The organism is Aeromonas sp. S18(2024) (assembly GCF_041402525.1).
In the GTDB taxonomy this organism is placed as follows: Bacteria; Pseudomonadota; Gammaproteobacteria; order Enterobacterales; family Aeromonadaceae; genus Aeromonas; species Aeromonas enteropelogenes.
The window spans coordinates 48,444-65,889 of sequence record NZ_JBGLQV010000006.1 but is presented as its reverse complement, the minus strand read 5'-3'; the positions used below and the strand labels follow the sequence as shown (position 1 = coordinate 65,889).

14 protein-coding genes and 1 tRNA gene are annotated in these 17,446 nt (G+C 60.8%); 10 read left to right on the top strand and 5 right to left on the bottom strand.

The annotated features are described in order from the left end of the window. Positions 1-123: 123 nt before the first annotated feature. The 5 genes from ACB034_RS11670 (at position 124) to ACB034_RS11650 (ending at position 6,631) form a co-directional block, all read left to right on the top strand. Entirely contained in the window at positions 124-1,185 is a 1,062-nt protein-coding gene (locus ACB034_RS11670) for a porin (protein WP_042025018.1), read from the top strand. Positions 1,186-1,511: 326 nt separating this feature from the next. Next, positions 1,512-2,423: a D-alanyl-D-alanine endopeptidase gene (pbpG, locus tag ACB034_RS11665; protein ID WP_026457185.1), complete on the top strand. Its 912-nt coding sequence runs from the start codon at positions 1,512-1,514 to the stop codon at positions 2,421-2,423. 222 nt (positions 2,424-2,645) lie between these two features. Next, positions 2,646-3,683: an acyltransferase family protein gene (locus ACB034_RS11660; RefSeq protein ID WP_371172891.1), complete on the top strand. Its 1,038-nt coding sequence runs from the start codon at positions 2,646-2,648 to the stop codon at positions 3,681-3,683. 220 nt (positions 3,684-3,903) lie between these two features. Beyond that, positions 3,904-5,946 carry a TonB-dependent receptor gene (locus tag ACB034_RS11655; RefSeq protein ID WP_371172890.1) on the top strand — a complete coding sequence of 681 codons (2,043 nt, stop codon included), beginning with the start codon at positions 3,904-3,906 and terminating at the stop codon, positions 5,944-5,946. Positions 5,947-5,950: 4 nt separating this feature from the next. Continuing rightward, positions 5,951-6,631: a PepSY-associated TM helix domain-containing protein gene (locus ACB034_RS11650; protein ID WP_371172965.1), complete on the top strand. Its 681-nt coding sequence runs from the start codon at positions 5,951-5,953 to the stop codon at positions 6,629-6,631. A gap of 197 nt (positions 6,632-6,828) precedes the next feature. On the opposite strand, the gene ACB034_RS11645 is transcribed toward ACB034_RS11650, so the two are convergent. Then, positions 6,829-6,914 (bottom strand) — tRNA-Leu (locus ACB034_RS11645). 143 nt (positions 6,915-7,057) lie between these two features. Between ACB034_RS11645 and ACB034_RS11640 the strand changes: the two genes are divergently transcribed. After that, on the top strand, positions 7,058-7,591 hold the full coding sequence (locus ACB034_RS11640; protein ID WP_338611392.1) for an RDD family protein: 534 nt from the start codon (positions 7,058-7,060) through the stop codon (positions 7,589-7,591). 64 nt (positions 7,592-7,655) lie between these two features. Here the strand turns inward: ACB034_RS11640 and lptG are convergent, their stop codons facing one another. Next, a complete protein-coding gene (gene lptG, locus ACB034_RS11635; protein ID WP_042025012.1) occupies positions 7,656-8,726 on the bottom strand; it encodes an LPS export ABC transporter permease LptG in 1,071 nt (356 codons plus the stop codon). A 141-nt stretch (positions 8,727-8,867) separates the two neighbouring features. Beyond that, a complete protein-coding gene (gene lptF / locus ACB034_RS11630) occupies positions 8,868-9,980 on the bottom strand; it encodes an LPS export ABC transporter permease LptF (protein WP_042025011.1) in 1,113 nt (370 codons plus the stop codon). A gap of 172 nt (positions 9,981-10,152) precedes the next feature. Here lptF and pepA point away from each other — a divergent pair, with 172 nt between their 5' ends. The 4 genes from pepA (at position 10,153) to ACB034_RS11610 (ending at position 15,926) form a co-directional block, all read left to right on the top strand. Beyond that, positions 10,153-11,661 (top strand): leucyl aminopeptidase, encoded by a 1,509-nt coding sequence (gene pepA / locus ACB034_RS11625; RefSeq protein WP_026455991.1) that lies wholly within the window; start codon positions 10,153-10,155, stop codon positions 11,659-11,661. 174 nt (positions 11,662-11,835) lie between these two features. Then, the gene (locus tag ACB034_RS11620) at positions 11,836-12,291 is read left to right on the top strand and encodes a DNA polymerase III subunit chi (protein ID WP_371172889.1); all 456 of its coding nucleotides are present in this window, start codon (positions 11,836-11,838) and stop codon (positions 12,289-12,291) included. Positions 12,292-12,356: 65 nt separating this feature from the next. Then, the gene (locus tag ACB034_RS11615; RefSeq protein WP_371172888.1) at positions 12,357-15,221 is read left to right on the top strand and encodes a valine--tRNA ligase; all 2,865 of its coding nucleotides are present in this window, start codon (positions 12,357-12,359) and stop codon (positions 15,219-15,221) included. 117 nt (positions 15,222-15,338) lie between these two features. Continuing rightward, complete coding sequence (locus tag ACB034_RS11610; protein WP_371172887.1) at positions 15,339-15,926, top strand: superinfection exclusion B family protein; 588 nt, start codon at positions 15,339-15,341, stop codon at positions 15,924-15,926. A 74-nt stretch (positions 15,927-16,000) separates the two neighbouring features. Here ACB034_RS11610 and ACB034_RS11605 read toward each other — a convergent pair whose 3' ends face one another. After that, positions 16,001-16,864, bottom strand: coding sequence for a GyrI-like domain-containing protein (locus ACB034_RS11605; RefSeq protein WP_371172886.1), 864 nt, complete (start codon positions 16,862-16,864; stop codon positions 16,001-16,003). Beyond that, entirely contained in the window at positions 16,865-17,356 is a 492-nt protein-coding gene (locus tag ACB034_RS11600; protein WP_042071016.1) for a GNAT family N-acetyltransferase, read from the bottom strand. Positions 17,357-17,446 lie beyond the last annotated feature (90 nt).

Sequence of the window (17,446 nt, the reverse complement as noted above, 5' to 3'; positions counted from 1 at the left end):
GTGATTCATCCAGGTGACATCAAACTGACACCGCCTCTTCATCTCTTCGTCACCTCGCTGTCACGCCACCTCCCTAGCATGGCCCCGTCTTTAAAACAAAAGCTTGCAACACAAGGGATTAAGATGAAAAAGCTGACTGTAGTGGCCATGGCGCTGACCGCCGCGTTCCAGGCTCAAGCCGTTGAAGTGTACAAAAACGACACCACCATGGTGGATCTGTATGGCCGCATCTATGCCGGCCACTTCTTCGGGGACAAGAAGGAAGGTGTCGACGCCACCAACCCGAACGGCACCAAGGATTACAGTGCCAAGCAGGGCGCCAACCAGTTCGTGCGCTTCGGCGCCAAGGCCGAGACCCAGATCAACACGGGCCTGAAGGCGCTGGCCCAGTACGAAGTGCAGATGTATATCAACGACAGCGAGAAGACCATCAGCGAAAACTCGGACAACCTGCGCACCCGTCTGGCCTTTGCCGGGGTGGGGGCTGACTGGGGCAGCGTCACCTTCGGTCGCCAGAAGGGGGCACCTGGCTTCCTGGCCGACTGGACTGACGTCTCCCTCTCCGATGGCTATGGCAACGATGCGCTGGGCGCCAAGACCGATACCTTCGCCACCAACCGCGCCGGCTCGGTGCTGAAATACTCAGGTCTGTTCAACGGCTTCCAGATCGATACCAGCTACAAGTTCGATGGCGGTGACACCGAAGAGACCACCAGCAAGGATAGCGATGCCGCCTATGGCGCCGCCCTGGCCTACACCTTCCCGTTCAATCTGTCGCTGGGTACCGCCTACAACGTCGGCCTGCGTGACAAGAGCGGTGAAGAGGATGCCAAGCTGTGGCTGATCTCCGCCAAGTTCGACAACAAGGCCGCCTATGCTGCCCTGAGCTATGCCGATGGCAGCGACTTTCTGGCCACCGGCACCGACCACACCGGCTGGGAAGCCGCACTGGGCTACAACTTCGAGAACGGCTTCGGTCTGATGGCCTTGTGGAACAAGCAGGAGCAGGACAAGGCCGGCACCAAGAAGGACAACGTGGACTACTACACCCTGGGCGCCCAGTACAAGTTCAACAAGAACCTGCGGGTGATCGGCGAGTACCGCATCAACAACCTGGACAGCGTGGCCAACAAGGCGACCGCCAACCAGGATGACTTCCAGCTGGCGGCCCGCTACGACTTCTGATCGAGCCTCCCGGCATCAAGCGCGATGGCTTGCCATCGCGCTTTTTATTGCGCGGCATTTATCTAAGCACCCTCTCGTCCCTCTATCCGGCTCCTTGCCAAAAACTCTTCCTTTTCAGCAATACCGCCAGTGACCGCAAGAGCATCATGAGGTCCCTTTTTCGCATCATTTCCGCCAAAAAAAGACTCACTAAAATCCGCCCAAACCCTGAACGGACGGCTTAAAGCAGTAAATTGTCAGGATCAAGGCAAGAAGCATTGTGAAGCGTCAATTCGCGACATATAACTTAGCGAGTTATCCCTGAATTTCGTCCGGTAGAGCAGATCATGATGATGCGTTCCCTCCTCCCCCTGTTGCTTGGCGCAGCGATGCTGCCGGCCACTATGGACAGTGCCCATGCCAACCCTTTTTCCGCCAGCGGTCACGGTAGCGGCGGTTTTCTCGAACGACGGGACATTCCCAACCTCAGTTCGGCCGCCTTCGTGGTGGCCAACCACAGAACCGGCGAGGTGATCTCCGAGCGCAATGGCAACCGGGTCATGCCCATCGCCTCCCTCACCAAGCTGATGACCGCGCTGGTGGTGCTGGATGCGAACCAGCGACTCAACGAAACGTTGACGGTCACCAATGCCGACATAGACCGCATCAAGGGCACAGGCTCACGACTGGCCATCGGCACTCGCCTCAGCCGGGCCGAAATGCTGCACATCGCCCTGATGTCGTCAGAGAACCGCGCCGCCTCGGCCCTCGCCCGTCACTATCCGGGGGGGCAGCGTGCCTTTATCGAGGCGATGAATGCCAAGGCCCGCATGCTGGGGATGTGGAACACCCGCTACGCCGACAGCACAGGCCTCAATCCGCGTAACGTCTCCACCGCCCAGGATCTCGCCAAGCTGGCCGTCGCCGCCTCCGCCTATCCACTGATCCGCCAGTATTCCACCGACGATCAGAGCTATGTACGTACCAACAAGCGCCAGCTGCACTACCTCAATTCCAACCGACTGATCCGCGAGGGGCAGTGGGAATTCACCCTCTCCAAGACCGGGTATATCCGCGAGGCGGGCCGCTGCCTGGTGCTGGGGACCAGGGTCAATCATGAACCCGTGATCATGGTGTTGCTCAATGCTGAAACCACCAACGATCGGGTTGCCGATGCCAAGCGGATCAGGACCTGGCTGGAGACCTCTGGCCGCACCACGCTGGCCTCCAACAGCAATGCCATGTTGAGCAGCCAATAAGATCCCCATGACGACATCAGGAAGCGAGGCAAATGCCTCGCTTTTTTATGCCTGACGCTCGCCCCAGACGAGAGCCGGGTCTCGTCACGGGGGACACCAGCCCCCTTCAGGTTACAAAACGTAACGACTCAACAACGGGACTCACACTAGTAAAATCAACTGGTTGAAAATATGGAGCGGCTCTTTTAGCGTACCGGCACAACCCTGTGACGCCGAGCAAACATGCGAATATCCAGTATCGAGTGCGGGCGGGTGCTGGCCATCCTGGCCGTGATGACCATCCATGTCTCTCCCTTCGCCCATCCGTTTAACCCCGACTTGTGGGGGAGCCCCCCCTATCCCTGGCTCAGCGCGCTCATCAACCAGTTGTGCCGCTTCGCCGTGCCCCTGTTCTTCCTCTGCGCCGGTTATTTCCTGCAACCCAAGCTCACTGGCGCCGCACAGCTGAGCGTGGCTTGGCGCTACTGCCGCCCCCTGCTGCTGCTCTGGCTGGCCTGGAGCCTTCTCTATCTGCTGCTGCCGTTCAATCCCGTGGAGGCCGTCAATCAGGGCTATCTGGCGTCCCTGCGCGGGCAGTGGCAATTCCAGCTCGGCGATCCCCTCAACGACTGGCTGGTCGGCGGCATGATCCACCTCTGGTTCCTGCCCGCCCTGGTGCTGGCCGTGGGCATTCTGGCGCTGTGCCAGTGGCTGGGCAAACCGGCGCTGGCACTCTATTTAGGCGCCCTGCTCTATCTGCTGGCGCTGCTGGGCGGTTCCTATGCCAAGCCCTTGCTGGGGGCCGAGTGGCCCATCCTGACCCGCAACGGCCCCTTCTTCTCCCTGCTGTTCGTCGCTCTGGGGGCCTGGCTGCGCGCGCGAGCCTGGCAACCCACGACCCGGATGAGCCGCCGACTGTTGGTCATGGGGCTGGGGCTCTATGCGCTGGAGGCTATCGCCCTCAATCAGCTGGCGCAGGTACCGCTCACTCGCCACGATTTTCTGCTCGGTTCCGTGCCCTGGGCTCTCGGTCTGTTTGGCCTGCTGCTGGCCAACCCGGATTGGGGACGTGGCAGCTGGCTGGAACGCCAGGCCCCCAAGGTGCTCGGGCTCTATTGCCTGCACATGATCCTGGTGGTGTGGCTGTTCGTATTCGGCCCGCAGGAGGCGTCCCTCCTGTGGGAGATCACCAAGGTGCCGCTGCTGCTCGGCGCTTCTCTGCTGGCCTATGGACTGTTATCCAGCAACGTATTCATCGCCCGCTTGCTGCATATCCGTTGACCCTCGGCATCCGGCCTCCTGCGCAGGGGCTGGATGCACCTTTCCTTTTTATCCACTCATCTCGCCCTTCGTCGAACGCCCCCGCTATCTCCCCAAATTCACTTGTCACACAAATGAAAATCAATATCATTGCGATCCCATTTATGTGGGTCAAAATTAATTACAACTAAATCAACAAGTTCAGGCCGTTCGGTCGACATTTAGAGAATCAACATTGAACATGCAGCACCCTCATTTTCGCAGAACCCTGGTTTCGCTGGCTCTGTTTGGCTCGGCGTTTCAGGCTCAGGCCGCCGATGAAACCCTGACAGTGGTAGGCAAACGCACCCAGCATCAAGAGGTAGCCACCGCCACCCGCACCAATACCCCGGCCAAGCTGGTCCCCCAGACCATCGACAGCGTCTCGGCCAGCGAGCTGACCGCCTTTGGCCAGCCCACCCTGAGCGAGGCCCTGAGCGGCATTCCCGGGGTCAACGCCAGCGGCGACACCCGCTTCGACAGCGTGAATATCCGTGGCTTCAGTGCCAGCAACGACTTCTATCTCGACGGTTTTCGCGATGACATGCAGTACACCCGGGATCTCGGCAACATAGAGCGGGTAGAGGTCCTCAAGGGGCCGGCGGCCGTGCTCTACGGCCGTGGCAGCACGGGGGGCATCATCAACCGGGTCAGCAAGACGCCGCAGAAGGGACAGGCATCCAGCGTCACCGCCAGGGTGGGCAGCTTTGACAGCCAGCGTCTGGCCGCTGACCTCAACGGAGAAGCGAGCGAGCGGGTGCAGCTGCGCCTCAACCTGGCCCAGGAAGATACCGACAGCTTCCGCGATGGTGTAGAGGGCAAACGCACCCTGCTGGCCCCCTCCGTCAACTGGGAGATCAGCGACAACCTGAACTGGCTGGTGCAATACGAGCGCAACGAGCACGATCGCACCCCGGATCGCGGCATCCCCGGCGTCAACGGCCATCCGGCCGATGTGCCGCGGGAGTTCGTCTACAGCGACACCAGCCGCGACTTCATCGACGACGTGGCGCAATCCACCCGCTCCCGCCTCACCTGGGATATCAACGAGCAGTGGCAGCTGCGCCAGCAACTCGGCTACAGCACCCTCGACAGCCAGTTTGACAACACCTATGTCACCAGTGTGAAAGGGGACAAAGTGACCCGCGCCCGCTGGCAGCAGGATCTGCAGGCCAGGAGCCTCATCAGCAACACAGAAGCGGAAGGCCAGCTGCAGACTGGTCCCGTCGGCCATCGTCTGCTGGTCGGCCTGGAGCAGAGTTGGCAGGAACGCACCCCCAAGCTCTACCAGAATGCGACCCCCATCCCGGTGGGCAGCCTCTATCATCCATCGGCCCTGCCCCGCCATGACGGCGCCATGAAGCTCGCCAGCGATGCCAGCCACAAGGTGCGCGGAGTCGGCCTTTATTTGCAGGATCAACTCACCCTGGGCGACTGGCATCTGGTCGGTGGCCTGCGCCGTGACGACTTTACCGTCACCAGCCGCCGCAACGACCTCAACAAGGAAGAGACCCGCTCGGTCACCAGCCTGAGCCCGCGCTTGGGACTGGTATGGAATCCTCTCGAGGAGCACGCCTTCTACGCCTCCTACAGCAAGACCTTCACTCCTGTGGGTGGCGAGCTGATTGGGCTGACGCCGGGAGACAAGAACAACAACCTGGATCCCCAGAACACCCGCCTCTATGAGGGTGGCGTGAAGAGCGACTGGCTGAATGGCCGCCTGGCAACCACCCTCTCCCTCTACCGGCTGGAGATGTACAACAAGCGCAGCAAGGATCCGCTGGATCCCACCAGGGTGATCCTCACCGGTCTGCAGCGCACCGAAGGTGTCGAACTAAGCGCCAATGCCCGCCTGACGGACGAGCTCTATCTGCGTGGCGGCGTCGCCATCCAGGATGCCGAGCAGGTCAAGGCGGACGCGGATCTGCAGGGCAAGCGCCCGAGCAACGTCTCACGCCAGAATGGTCAACTGTTCGTCGGCTATCAAAGCGGCAAGCTGGGCTGGTTCGGCGAAACCGGGGTGACGGCCGTGGGTGATCGCTTCGCCGACAACGCCAATACCACCACCCTGCCCGGCTATGCCCGCTTCGATGCCCGCGTTGGCTATCGTTGGCAGCAGTGGGAGGCCCAGCTGAGTGCCGAAAACCTGACCGACCACGACTACTTCGTCAGCGCCACCAGTGCCAGCCAGATCATGCCGGGCACGCCGCGACAGCTGCACCTGACCGGCAGCTATCGTTTCTGATCCCATCACCCAGACTCACTGGCCGGCGTATGCTGGCCAATTTTTTATGACGCGCCACACCATGAAACGACACCGATTTCCCCTTCACAACAACAAATGGGTGCGCCGCCTGCATGCCTGGGCCGGCTTTTTCACCCTCACCCTGATGTTGCTCTACGGCCTCACCGGTCTCTGGTTGCAACACAGGGCCGTCCTGCCCATTCCGGGCCCCCATACCGATAAGTCGAGCGAAGAGATCGTACTGGACGCGCCGCTGACCAGCCCGGAGGCGTTGCAATCCCTGCTGCGCCAGCGTTATCCGGACGGCTTTGATGAAGGGCGCGCCATGATCACGCCGGCCCAGACCCTGCCCACCCCGACCGGCTCGCTCACCCTGCCCGCCCGCTGGGAGATGCGCGCGGTCACCCTCACCCAAAGCGTCGCCGCCAGCTATGTGGAAGGTACCCTGCTGGTGCGCACCGAATGGCAGCAGGCCAACTTTGCCGCCAGCCTCAACCGGCTGCATCGGGGCATGGGCACCGGCCTCGGCTGGCAGCTGTTTGGCGATCTGGCCGCACTGGCCCTGCTGCTGCTCGCCCTCACCAGCCTGTTTATGTGGACCAAGCTCCATGGCAAGCCCGGGATCCTCGTCCTGATGACGCTGGTCGGCACACTTGGCACCCTGCTGTTTGCCCTGCTGGGCTGATAGTTGTGAAAAAAGATAAAGTGACGGGATATTGCGGGTAAATGTCGCTATTTATCGGCTATTCGATGAGCGATGCAGGAGATACGAAAGGTGGGGATAACGGGATAACTCACCATGGTGCTGGCAGCACGGAACTAACGCGGAGTACGAAAAAACAAAAGGCCATCATTGCTGATGGCCTTTTGTCATGAATTTGATGGTGCCCGGGGTCGGACTCGAACCGACACGGTTATTCACCGGCGGATTTTGAATCCGCTGCGTCTACCGATTTCGCCACCCGGGCAACTGCGGGGAATTATACGAATGGCGCGATACCATGCAAGGTGTTTTTCTATTGCCCGCACCTATTTGTTCATTTATTCAACGCCTTGCCGATGCAGGATCAGTTACATAGAATGCCGCCATCATCTTAATGGAATAAAAACGATGGCCAAGCGCAAACAAGTCCAACAAACGCCTCCCTCTTCCACCAAGCCAGGCTACCCGTCTGCCGGGTTGCTGCGCCGTCTCGGCGCCCTGATCTATGACTCCCTGGTGGTGACCTCCTTGCTCATCATTGCCGGCTTTATCGGCATGGCGGTGGCCAAATTACTGCTGGTGACCGGCATGGCCAGCGTGCCGGCGGGAGAAGATTCCCTCTGGTTGCTGACCCGCCACCGCTACAGCCTGATCTACACCCTCTGGCTCGCCTTCGTCATCTGCGGCTTCTACACCTGGTTCTGGACTCGTGCCGGCCAGACTATCGGCATGCGCGCCTGGCGCCTGCGCATCCAGAATGAAGATGGCAGCAACATTCGCATCACCCAGGCGCTGATCCGCCTCGCCACGGCTGCCTTCGGTCTTGGCAACCTGATGTGCCTGTTCAACCGCAAGGAGCCGCGCGCCTTCCAGGATATCTGGGCCGAATGCAGGGTCGTGGTGCTGGACAAACAGGCCAACCTGGAGCTGCTGAACAAGTAATTCAAGCCGGCAGCAACGAAAGAGGGCACCCGATGGGTGCCCTCTTTGCATTTCAAACAGCGCGTTACTGCTTGCGACTGAGGATGTAGAAGGAGATGCCGCCAAACAGCAGGCTGGGGGCCACGGCCGCCAGAATGGGGGGCACCGAATAGACCAGGCTGACGGGGCCAAACACCCGATCGCTCACGTAGACGGCGAAGCCGGTCATGATCCCCATCAGCATCCGTGCCCCCATGCTCACCGAGCGCAGCGGGCCGAAAATGAAAGAGGAGGCCAGCAGGATCATCGCCACCACGGAGAGAGGTGACAGCAGCTTGCGCCACAGCTCCAGCTTGTAGCGACCGGCATCCTGCTTGTTGGCATCCAGATAGCCGATATAGTCCTGCAAACCGGAGACCGAGAGGTTCTCCGGATCGACACTCACCACCCCCAGCTGCTTGGGCGTGAGTTCGGAGCGCCACTCCATCTTCTCATGCTGCTCGCTCTGGATCCGGGTCGGGTCATCGAAACGGGTCACCTGCGTCTGCTTGAGCAGCCAGTGGTGTTGCTCGAACACGCCTTCCTGCGCCTGGATGACGTCGATGAGCTTGCGATCCGGAGTGAAGCGATAGAGGGTGATGCCGGTCAGGGCGCCATCGTTGCGCACCCCATTGATATTGACGAAGTTGTTGCCATCGCGAGCCCAGACGCCATAGGCCGAAACCGTCAGGCGCCCTTCCGACAGGGCTCCCGCCTTGATGTCATCCGCCATCCGCTTGGCGATGGGCGCCACGTATTCGCCCATCAGGCCCACCACTATCATCAGGGGAATGGCCGTCTTGAGCGCCGCCATAACGATGCTGATCTTGGAGCGACCCGCCGCCTGCATCACCACCAGCTCGGAGCTGGTAGCGAGCTGGCCCAGACCAATCAGACCGCCCAGCAGGGCCGCCAGCGGGAAGAAGAGCACGGCCTCTTTCGGCATGGAGAGCAGCACAAAATAGAGCGCATTGACCATGTCGTAGTTGCCGTCCCCAACCGACTTGAGCTGCTCCACATACTTGATGAGCGCAGCCAGGCCGACCAAGGTCACTTCGCACAGCAGGATCGACATGAAAATGATCCGGCCGATATATCTGTCGAGAATACCAAACATCAGCAGAGACTCCCCTGTTGCAGCATCATGCTGATTTTTCCCTCAAATACAGGCGCATAGAGCGGGTGCGACATCAAAGTGATCCGGTCGCCATGTCTGTCGAGAATGCCAAACATCAGCAGAAGTTCCTATGTTGCAGCATCATGCTGATTTTCTTTTGAAATACTGCCCCTTCACCCGGTTCCACCAGCTGGTGCCCTGCAGGTTGAGAGGCAGGCCGATGAACAGCAGGTAGGCGAGCGGCACCAGGAACATCCCGGGCCAGTGGGGCAGACGGCCGCTGTCGATGGCCGAACGGGCGGCACTGAGCAGCAGGAAATAGGAGAGATAGAGCAGGATGGCCGGCAACAACTTGGCATAGCGCCCCTGACGGGGGTTGACCCTGGCCAGCGGCACTACCAGCAGGGTCAGCACCGGAATGGAGAGGGGCAGCGAGATGCGCCACTGCAGCTCCGCCATCAGGCTGTTGTCCTGGGTCCCCAACAGCTCCACGGTCGCCTTGGCGGCCGCCTTGCGATTGGAGTGTTCCATCTCCTGCTGACGGACGACCAGCCCATACTCGCGAAAATCGGAGATCTGGAACTGCTTGCCGGAGAAGTGCCCCTCGTAACGGGAACCATCCTTCAGGGTCAGCCATTGCAGCCCGTCATCATCAACGCTCACCACACCTTCGTCCGCAACGACCACTGAAGGAGGCTTGTTCCCCTCAGCCCGTTGCAACACGAAGACTTTCTGCAACTTGGAGCCGTTTTCGTTCAAATCCTGGATGTAGGCAACCAGCCGCCCCTTGTCGAGCTCCATGAAACGACCGGCCTGCAGGAAGGAAACCCCGGGATCGGCCTTGAATTCGTCGATCACCTGGTACTCGCGCTCCTTGGCCAAGGGGGCCACCCAACCGGTATTGAAGGCGGCCACGGCGGCGGTCAGCAGCGCCAGCAACATGGCGCTGCGCATCACGAAACGGTGGCTGAAACCTACCGCATGCATCACTGTCATCTCGCTTTCTGCGTACAGACGACCGTGGGCAAACAAGATGGCTAAAAACAGGCTGATTGGCAGCATCAACAAGGCCATGTTCGGCAGGTTGAGCAGCAGCAGGGTGGAGACCAGGCGCGTCGGCACCTCACCATCGGCGGCATCGCCAATGATCTTGATGAATTGTTGGCTGACAAAGATAAGCAGCAATACGAATAACACTGCCAGCTGGGTTTTCAGGGTTTCCCTGAACAAATATCGGAAAACGATCACAGTCATTCCCAAGTAAACTTGTGTTTTTAGTCGAATGCCTGAAAAATAGGGCCGTATACTGGATTTTTACCAGTTTGAACTGCGGAGCCAGTGGCTGTTCGCTCCGCCTCTGATACCCCAACAAGCACCGCATTATTCAATAAAAGGTGCCTTTTGTCTTTAGGATGTAGGAGATTCCATGGAGTTCAGTGTAAAGAGTGGCAGTCCTGAGAAGCAACGCAGTGCCTGCGTCGTCGTCGGCGTCTTCGAACCCCGTCGTCTCTCTCCGGTTGCCGAACAACTGGACAAGATCAGCGATGGCTACATCAGCTCGCTGCTGCGCCGTGGTGACCTGGAAGGGAAACCGGGTCAAATGCTGCTGCTGCATCAAGTTCCGGGCGTGCTCAGCGAACGTGTGCTGCTGGTAGGCTGTGGTAAAGAACGCGAGCTCGACGAGCGCCAGTACAAACAGATCATCAACAAGACCATCACCACCCTGAACGAAACCGGCTCCATGGAAGCGGTCTGCTTCCTGACCGAGCTGCACGTCAAGGGTCGGGACACCTATTGGAAGGTGCGCCAGGCGGTGGAAACCACCAAGGCGGGCCTCTACAGCTTTGATCAGTTCAAGACCAACAAGGCCGAGCCCCGTCGCCCGCTGCGCAAGCTGGTGTTCAACGTGCCGACCCGTCGCGAGCTGACCATAGGCGAAAAAGCCATCGCCCACGGTCTGGCCGTGGCGAAAGGGGTACGGGTCTGCCGCGACGTGGCCAACATGCCGCCCAACGTCTGCAACCCGGCCTATCTGGCCTCCCAGGCCCGTCGTCTGGCCGATGCCTTCGACAACATCACCACCAAGGTGGTGGGCGAGCAGGAGATGGCCGAGCTCGGCATGAACTCCTACCTGGCGGTGGCCCGCGGCTCCGAGAACGAAGCCATGATGGCCATCATCGAATACAAGGGCCATCCGGACGCCAAGCCCATCGTGCTGGTGGGCAAGGGACTGACGTTTGACTCCGGCGGCATCTCCATCAAGCCGGCGGACGGCATGGACGAGATGAAGTACGACATGGGTGGCGCCGCCTCCGTGCTCGGTACCATGCACGCCCTGGCCCAGCTGCAGCTGCCTATCAACGTTATCGGCGTGCTGGCAGGCTGCGAGAACATGCCGGGTGGCAACGCCTATCGTCCGGGTGACATCCTCACCTCCATGTCCGGCCAGACCATCGAAGTGCTCAACACAGATGCGGAAGGCCGTCTGGTACTGTGCGATGCCCTCACCTATGTCGATCGCTTCGAGCCGGATACAGTGATCGACGTGGCGACCCTGACCGGTGCCTGCGTCATCGCCCTGGGTCACCACACCTCGGGTCTGCTGGCCAACCACAACCCGCTGGCCCACGAGCTGCTCAACGCCTCCGAACAGGCCGGTGACCGAGCCTGGCGCCTGCCCCTGTTCGACGAGTATCAGGAACAGATCGACAGCCCGTTTGCCGACATGGCCAACATCGGCGGTCGTCCGGCTGGCACCATCACCGCCGCCGCCTTCCTGTCGCGCTTCACCAAGAAGTACAACTGGGCCCACCTGGATATCGCCGGGACCGCCTGGAAGAGTGGCAAGGAGAAGGGTTCCACCGGTCGTCCGGTGCCCCTGCTGACCCAGTTCCTGCTGAACCGGGCCGGCGTGGATATCGAAGAGAAAGAGTAACTCTCCTGCCCCATCTGATGCGTGCATCAATGGGGTTGGTGTTACCCCGAACCACAAGGAAGAGGCCCGCCTCTTCCTTGTTTCATTCTTGTGTCAGTGAGCCGCCGACAGGACAATGCCCTGTCAGCCTCGGCGACGGTCAATTTTCCGTCACCGCAAAACGGGATCCACCTGATGAGCCAAGTGACTTTTTACCTGATGAGCGAACAGGATGACGAGCGGGGCAGTGCCGTCGAGCGATTCGTCTGCCAACTGGTGGCCGACTCCTGGGGCGCGGGCCACCTCTACCTGTTCTGCGATGACGAAGCCCAGGCTCTACGCCTGGACGAACTTCTGTGGCAACTGCCGCCGGATCGCTTCGTGCCGCACCAGCTGCAGGGCGAAAGCGGCCAGGCACCGGTGGAGATAGGCCACCAGCCGCCGAAGCGGCGCTACGCCCGCCTCGTCAATCTGGCCAGAGAAACACCTTTGTTTGCAGGACACTTCGCTCAAGTGGTAGATTTTGTCCCCACTGACGAAACGCAAAAGCAGCAAGCCCGCGAGCGCTACAAGCACTATCGCCAGGCGGGCCACACCCTCGAGATGAGGGATCAGCCCGTCCTTGCCGCACCGGATCCGGCGCAGCCCTGACTGCGCCGCCTGTGATCCACGACGAATCAACACCAGAATCCATCCATCCAGAATACGGCGAGACCATGGAAAAGACTTTTAATCACAACGCCATCGAACAGGCGCTCTACCAGCACTGGGAATCTCAGGGCTACTTCAAGCCCCACGGCGATACCAGCAAAGACTCCTTCTGCATCATGATCCCGCCGCCGAACGTCACCGGCAGCCTGCACATGGGTCACGCCTTCCAGCAGACCCTGATGGACACCCTGATCCGCTACAACCGCATGCAGGGCAAGAACACCCTGTGGCAGGCGGGTACCGACCACGCCGGTATCGCCACCCAGATGGTGGTTGAGCGCAAGATCGCCGCCGAAGAGGGCAAAACCCGTCACGATTACGGCCGTGATGCCTTCATCGACAAGATCTGGCAGTGGAAGGAAGAGTCCGGTGGCACCATCACCCGCCAGATGCGCCGTCTCGGCGACTCCGTGGACTGGGAGCGCGAGCGCTTCACCATGGATGAGGGTCTCTCCGCCGCCGTGCAGGAAGTGTTCGTCCGTCTCTACGAAGATGGCCTGATGTACCGCGGCAAGCGCCTGGTGAATTGGGATCCCAAGCTCAACACCGCCATCTCCGATCTGGAAGTGGAAAACCGCGAGATCAAGGGCCACATGTGGCACCTGCGCTATCCGCTGGCCAACGGCGCCAAGACCGCCGAGGGCAAGGATTACCTGATCGTTGCCACCACTCGTCCGGAGACCATGCTGGGCGATACCGCCGTCGCCGTGAACCCGGAAGATCCCCGTTACAAGGCGCTGATCGGCCAGCACATCCTGCTACCGCTGGTGAACCGCCTGATCCCCATCGTCGCCGATGAGCACGCCGACATGGAGAAGGGCACCGGTTGCGTGAAGATCACCCCGGCCCACGACTTCAACGATAACGAGGTCGGCAAGCGCCACAGCCTGCCGATGATCAACATCTTCACTCTGGACGCCCACGTGCGTGCCGAAGCCGAAGTGGTCGACACCAACGGCAACCCCTGCACTGCCTACGACGCCGCCCTGCCGGCCGAGTTCGCCGGTCTCGAACGCTTCGCCGCCCGCAAGGCGATCCTGGCCAAGCTGGAAGAGCTGGGCCTGCTGGACGAGATCAAGGATCACGTGCTGCAGCAGCCTTATGGCGATCGCGGTGGCGTGCCCATCGAGCCGATGCTGACCGACCAGTGGTACGTACGCGTGGCGCCCATGGCCAAGACCGCCATCGAAGCCGTCGAAGATGGCCGCATCCAGTTCGTGCCCAAGCAGTACGAGAACATGTACTTCTCCTGGATGCGCGACATTCAGGACTGGTGCGTCTCCCGCCAGCTGTGGTGGGGTCACCGCATCCCGGCCTGGTATGACGATGCCGGCAACGTCTATGTGGGCCGCAGCGAAGAGGAAGTGCGTACCAAGCACAACATCCCGTCCGTGACCGTGCTGCGTCAGGACGAAGATGTGCTCGATACCTGGTTCAGCTCCGCCCTGTGGACCTTCTCCACCCTGGGCTGGCCGAACAATACCGAGGCGCTCAAGACCTTCCACCCGACCGACGTACTGATGAGCGGCTTCGACATCATCTTCTTCTGGATCGCCCGGATGATCATGATGACCATGCACTTCATCAAGGACGAAAACGGCCAGCCACAAGTACCGTTCAAGACCGTCTACATCACCGGCCTCATTCGTGACGAAGAAGGCCAGAAGATGTCCAAGTCCAAGGGCAACGTGCTGGATCCCCTCGACATGATCGACGGCATCAGCCTGGAAGACTTGCTGGAGAAGCGTACCGGCAACATGATGCAGCCGCAGATGGCCGAGAAGATCGCCAAGCGGACTGCCAAGCAGTTCCCGGAAGGGATCGGCGCCCATGGCACCGACGCCCTGCGCTTCACCCTGGCGGCGCTGGCCTCTACCGGTCGCGACATCAACTGGGACATGAAGCGCCTGGATGGCTACAACAACTTCTGCAACAAGCTGTGGAACGCCTCCCGCTATGTGCTGATGAACACCGAAGATCAGGATTGCGGCTTCTCTTCGCAAGGTAATGGCGGCGAGATGCAGTTCAGCCTGGCGGATCGCTGGATCCAGTCCCAGCTGCAGGTGGCCATCCGCGATTTCCGTACCGCGCTGGATACCTACCGCTTCGACATCGCGGCCGGCGTGCTGTACGAATTTATCTGGAATCAGTTCTGTGACTGGTATCTGGAACTGACCAAACCGGTGCTGAACAAGGGATCCGAAGCCGAGCAGCGCGCTGTCCGCCACACCCTGGTGACTGTGCTGGAAACCCTGCTGCGTCTGGCGCACCCGATCATTCCGTTCATCACCGAGACCATCTGGAAGTCGGTCGCCCCGCTGGCCGGCGTGCACGCCGACACCATCATGATGCAGGCCTTCCCGGAGTTCGACGCCGCCAAGGTGGACGACGCCGCGATGGCGGATCAGGAGTGGGTGAAGGAGTTCATCGTCAGCATCCGCAACATTCGCGCCGAGATGAACGTGGCGCCGAGCGTGCCCCTCAACGTGCTGCTCAAATGCGATGCCAAGGACGCCCTGCGCGCCGCAGAAAACGAGGCCTTCCTCAAGTCCCTGGCCCGTCTGGAATCCATCCGCGTGCTTGGCGAAAGTGAAGCAGCCCCGCTGTCGGTGAAGAAGCTGATCGGTGCCACCGAGCTGATGATCCCGATGGCCGGTCTCATCGACAAGGATGCCGAACTGGCCCGTCTGGCCAAAGAAGTCGCCAAGCTGGTCGGCGAGTGCGGCCGCATCGAAGGCAAGCTCGGCAACGAGGCCTTCGTCGCCAAGGCGCCGGAAGCGGTCATCGCCAAGGAGCGCGAGAAGCTGGAAGATTACCGTCTCCAGCTTACCAAGCTGGAAGCCCAGCAGGCCGAAATCGCCGCCCTGTAGTCGACCCGTCCGGTCCCGAAAAGCCCCCTGCCAAGGGGGCTTTTTTATTTGTGCTGCGTTGGCACACCCTTTGCTGAGTGTTGCTCACTATCCACAACAGTTTGGGAAGGATGAGCGATGAAACGGTGGATCCAACATTTCTATCAACTGAACCGCCTTAACTGGCTGATGGTCTGGTTACTGCTCTGCTGCAGCATCATATTGCTGTTTCCGGCTGGGCTAATGAACGGCGCCGTCAGCCAGTGGGCCACGGATCACGCGGCCTGGCTGGGGGTCGGCATGCTGATCGCCATCTCCTACTTCTGCAGCCAGGGATTCCTCATCGCCTGGGAGTGGGGCTGCGAGGAGTGGCAATCACGCCGCCAGCAGGATCAGCTGGCCCAGATGATCGGTTTTCTCGACTTCAACGAGAAGGCGGTGCTGCGGGAGTTCGTGCTGCAGCGTAAAAGCGTCATAAACCTGCCGATCACCGAGCCTGCCGTCAAAAATCTGATGGATGCCGGCGTGCTCACCTACGCCTATGGCAGACCGCTGCGAGAGAAGGATGACGAGAACCAGATCCGTGCCCTGATGATCGCCCTGCCGGCCCGGCCGCTGCTCACCTACAAGGTGCTGGGCCTCTCCCGCGGCAAGATGAGCGAGGAGCAGGTGGAGCAGATCATGAACGCCCGTCCCAAGTTCGCCCAGAAGAGCTTCCAGCGCTAAACGTCGCTTCCCGAAAAGAACAGAGCCGGACACTGTCCGGCTCTGTTCTTTTCGTCTTTTATCAGCCCTGTGGCTTACCCCTTGAGGCTGGAGCAGAAGCTCACGTCATCTTGCAGCGGATCGTTGCTCACGCTGTGGTAGAGCTCGAAGCAGGGGCCGTCGCCAAACTCCAGCCCGGCCGCGACTATGTCGCCGATATGCTCCTGCCAGCGCGGCCCGTACTGGCTGCGATCCGTGATGAGGTAGCGGGACTGGGCATAGCGCCCGGCGGGGATGAGCTGGGTCTCCACCTCCCCTTCACCACGCACCTCGGCCGGTACCGTGATGCCGATGTCGGTGCGGCACTGGGCCGGCGGCGTCACCTCCGGGTTGTCGTGGTAAATGAAGATCCACTCCCCGCCCTCCAGGCCACGCACGGCCGCCCACTGGTGCAGCCGGCCGCAGACGGCGTCATATCCTTCGCCATAGGGACCGGTTACCCGGATATAGGCCAGGGTACGGGCATCCATCTCGACTGTTTTCATGGTGTTGCTCCTTGCTGATGTCTGGCCTTCAGCATAAGGGAGCAGGTCATTCCATGCGTGTCCCTCCTTGCTCTCCAGGTGTCCATTCTTGCGCTTGTCGCGGCGAAACGCCCCCGGGGTGCAGCCATAGTGACGACGAAACGCCTTGGCAAACGCCTGGGAGCTGGCAAGCCCCGCCCCGAGGGCAATGGCGGTGACGCTGGCATCGGTGTAACAGAGCTGCCAGGCCGCCCGCTGCATGCGCAGGCGCCGGCACATCTCCCCTGGCGTCTCGCCAGCCACGGCGGTAAACACCCGGTGGAAGTGGTAGAAGGAGAGACAGGCGCGGCTCGCCAGCGCCTCGATGGAAAGGTCAGGATCCTGCTCCAGTGCCCGGATCACCGGCCGCAGCCTGGCCCGATAGTCGACAACCACTCAGCCCGCCTCCCTGATCCGTGCCATGTAGAGGGCATCCACATACTCGCCCTGGCGAAAGGCGTAACCACGGGCCAGCCCCTCTTCCACAAAACCGAACTTGCGATAGAGCGTTTGCGCCGCCTGATTGTCGGTATAGACGGTGAGCTCGATGCGGCGCAAGTTGAGCCAGTTGTCGGCCATCTCCAGCGCTGCCGCCAGCAGAGCCGAGCCTACCCCCTTGCCGGCCCAATCATCCCTTACCCCCATGCCGATAGAGGCAACATGCTTGCGCCTGGGATTGGGCTCAATATGGAGTGAAATATTCCCTACCAGCAGGCCATCGACCTCCGCTACCAGCGCCACCACGCTGCCGCTCTCCAGCCGCTTCTGCCAGACCCCCAGGGTCGGATAGGGCAGTTGCAGGGTGCCCGCCTGGGCATTGGGCATGGCGTAGAGATCCCGCAGGGCGGGGGCGTCGGCCGGTTCGGCATGGCGGATGGTGATATGCATCTGAGGCTCCTTCTCGAAAGCTTCATCATGCAACATCACAAGGGGCCGGTCACCCCCTGCCACACCCATTTGCAATGCCTATCAAAAGGT

Coding starts and splice junctions, on each gene's coding strand:
- ACB034_RS11670 (WP_042025018.1), top strand. CDS start 124: ATGAAAAAGCTGACTGTAGTGGCCATGGCGCTGACCGCCGCGTTCCAG.
- pbpG (WP_026457185.1), top strand. CDS start 1,512: ATGATGATGCGTTCCCTCCTCCCCCTGTTGCTTGGCGCAGCGATGCTG.
- ACB034_RS11660 (WP_371172891.1), top strand. CDS start 2,646: ATGCGAATATCCAGTATCGAGTGCGGGCGGGTGCTGGCCATCCTGGCC.
- ACB034_RS11655 (WP_371172890.1), top strand. CDS start 3,904: ATGCAGCACCCTCATTTTCGCAGAACCCTGGTTTCGCTGGCTCTGTTT.
- ACB034_RS11640 (WP_338611392.1), top strand. CDS start 7,058: ATGGCCAAGCGCAAACAAGTCCAACAAACGCCTCCCTCTTCCACCAAG.
- lptG (WP_042025012.1), bottom strand. CDS start 8,726: ATGTTTGGTATTCTCGACAGATATATCGGCCGGATCATTTTCATGTCG.
- lptF (WP_042025011.1), bottom strand. CDS start 9,980: ATGACTGTGATCGTTTTCCGATATTTGTTCAGGGAAACCCTGAAAACC.
- pepA (WP_026455991.1), top strand. CDS start 10,153: ATGGAGTTCAGTGTAAAGAGTGGCAGTCCTGAGAAGCAACGCAGTGCC.
- ACB034_RS11620 (WP_371172889.1), top strand. CDS start 11,836: ATGAGCCAAGTGACTTTTTACCTGATGAGCGAACAGGATGACGAGCGG.
- ACB034_RS11615 (WP_371172888.1), top strand. CDS start 12,357: ATGGAAAAGACTTTTAATCACAACGCCATCGAACAGGCGCTCTACCAG.
- ACB034_RS11610 (WP_371172887.1), top strand. CDS start 15,339: ATGAAACGGTGGATCCAACATTTCTATCAACTGAACCGCCTTAACTGG.
- ACB034_RS11600 (WP_042071016.1), bottom strand. CDS start 17,356: ATGCATATCACCATCCGCCATGCCGAACCGGCCGACGCCCCCGCCCTG.